Genomic DNA, 2,414 nt, shown 5'->3' on the forward strand with positions numbered 1-2,414 from the left:
CATCCATCAATGTTGAATATACCGGCCGCTTCGCGAGCAAGCCCGCTCCCACAATGACCATGTGTGATATCAAGGAACAGATTTTGCTGTCAGATGTGATCGGCGCCATTGCGTCGGCGTCATTACTGGCTCAATTTAGCGTCATTGCCTCGGAAGGCCTTCGCACTTCATGTCATCGACTCCTCTCAGTCAGTCTCTGCGTCGCCTCTGGGCGCTGGATAAATTCAGCTACAGCGTGCGGGTGTTCATTGCCCTGACCGGCAGCATGGCGGTCTGTTGGTATCAGGATGAAATGGGACTGCTAATCCCGTTGTTCCTGGGGATCATCGCCAGTGCCCTGGCCGAAACCGACGACAGTTGGCAGGGCCGTCTCAACGCACTCGCCGTGACGCTGGTGTGTTTCAGCGTCGCCGCCTTCTCCGTCGAACTGCTTTTCCCCTACCCCTATATCTTCGTCATCGCCCTGGCCCTGGCCAGTTTTTGCCTGACCATGCTCGGCGCCCTAGGCGAGCGCTATGGCGCCATTGCCTCGGCGACGCTGATTCTGTCGGTCTACACCATGATCGGCGTCGACCAGCGCGGTGGCGCGGTCACCGATTTCTGGCACGAACCGGTGCTGCTGGTGGCCGGCGCGGCCTGGTACGGATTGCTGTCGGTGCTGTGGCAGGCGATGTTTTCCAACCAGCCGGTGCAGCAGAGCCTGGCGCGATTGTTCCGCGAATTGGGTTACTACCTGAAGCTGAAATCGTCGTTGTTCGAGCCGATCCGGCAGATGGATGTGGAAGCACGCCGCCTGGAACTGGCCCAGCAGAACGGTCGTGTGGTGGCGGCCTTGAATGCCGCCAAGGAAATCATTTTGCACCGGGTCGGCAACGGGCGTCCGGGATCGAAAGTCAGTCGCTACCTGAAACTGTACTTCCTCGCTCAGGACATCCATGAGCGCGCCAGTTCTTCGCATTACCCCTACAACGCACTCGCCGAGGCGTTTTTCCACAGCGACGTGCTGTTCCGCTGTCAGCGTCTGCTGCGTCAGCAAGGCAAGGCCTGCCGCGCCTTGGCCGAGTCGATCCAGATGCGTCAGCCGTTCGTCTATGACGCGGGCTTTGCCGAAGCCCTGAGCGATCTGCACGCCTCCATCGAACACCTGCGCATCCAGAGCAACCCCGCCTGGCGCGGGCTGTTGCGTTCGCTGCGGGCGCTGGCGGCCAACCTCGCTACACTCGACCATTTGCTCAGCGATGCCAGCAACCCGGAAGCCCTGGCCGATGCTGCCGACAGTAGCCTGCTGGATCGTTCGCCGCGCAGCCTCAAAGATGTGTGGGTACGCTTGCGCACGCAACTGACGCCGACGTCGCTGCTGTTCCGCCATGCACTGCGATTGCCCCTGGCGTTGAGCATCGGCTACGGCATGGTGCATTTGATTCACCCGTCCCAGGGTTACTGGATCATCCTCACCACACTGTTCGTTTGCCAGCCGAACTACGGCGCCACCCGACGCAAACTCGGTCAACGGATCATCGGCACCGCAATCGGCCTGACGATGGCGTGGGCGCTGTTCGATCTGTTCCCCAATCCGTTGATCCAGTCGTGCTTCGCGATTGCCGCCGGCGTGGTGTTCTTTACCAACAGAACCACTCGCTACACCTTGGCTACGGCGGCGATCACCTTGATGGTGCTGTTCTGCTTCAACCAGGTCGGCGACGGTTATGGGCTGTTCCTGCCGCGACTGCTCGATACCCTGCTCGGCAGCCTGATCGCCGGGCTCGCGGTGTTCCTGTTCCTGCCGGACTGGCAGGGTCGACGACTGAACAAAGTGCTGGCCAACACCCTGACCTGCAACAGCATTTACCTGCGTGAGATCATGCAGCAATACGCCGCCGGCAAAAGTGACGACCTGGCTTATCGCCTGGCTCGACGCAATGCGCACAACGCGGATGCTGCGCTGTCGACGACGCTGGCCAACATGCTCATGGAGCCAGGGCATTTCCGGAAGGAAGCGGATGTCGGGTTTCGTTTTCTGGTGCTGTCGCACACGTTGCTCAGCTATTTGTCCGGACTGGGCGCGCATCGTGAAACCCCGCTACCAGCAGATGTGCGCGAGCAATTGATTGAGGGGGCCGGCGTGAGCCTGGCGGCCAGCATCGACGAAATCGCCCAGGGTCTGGCGAGCAAACAGCCGATCGCGATTCAGAGTGACGCGGAAGAGGCGCTGGCCAATTCGCTTGAACAGATGCCCGATGAAATTGATGAAGGGCAGCGGCTGGTGCAAACGCAGTTGGCGTTGATTTGTCGGCAGCTTGGGCCATTGCGAACGCTGGCGGCGCACTTGATCAAAGACACCAGCGAAGCCTGAGATGTGTATTGCCTGGACCGGCCTCTTCGCGAGCAAGCCCGCTCCCACATTCGACCGTATT

Annotated in this window: 1 protein-coding gene; it reads left to right on the plus strand. The window is 60.4% G+C overall.

Going from position 1 to position 2,414, the window contains the following annotated elements; all coding sequences use genetic code 11:
- Positions 1–169 precede the first annotated feature (169 nt).
- Positions 170–2,353 carry a YccS family putative transporter gene (yccS, locus tag AC1DRJ_RS24560; RefSeq protein WP_477804443.1) on the plus strand — a complete coding sequence of 728 codons (2,184 nt, stop codon included), beginning with the start codon at positions 170–172 and terminating at the stop codon, positions 2,351–2,353.
- The last annotated feature ends 61 nt before the right edge of the window (positions 2,354–2,414 follow it).

This window comes from Pseudomonas sp. P5_B2 (assembly GCF_056400445.1).

Coding starts and splice junctions, on each gene's coding strand:
- yccS (WP_477804443.1), top strand. CDS start 170: ATGTCATCGACTCCTCTCAGTCAGTCTCTGCGTCGCCTCTGGGCGCTG.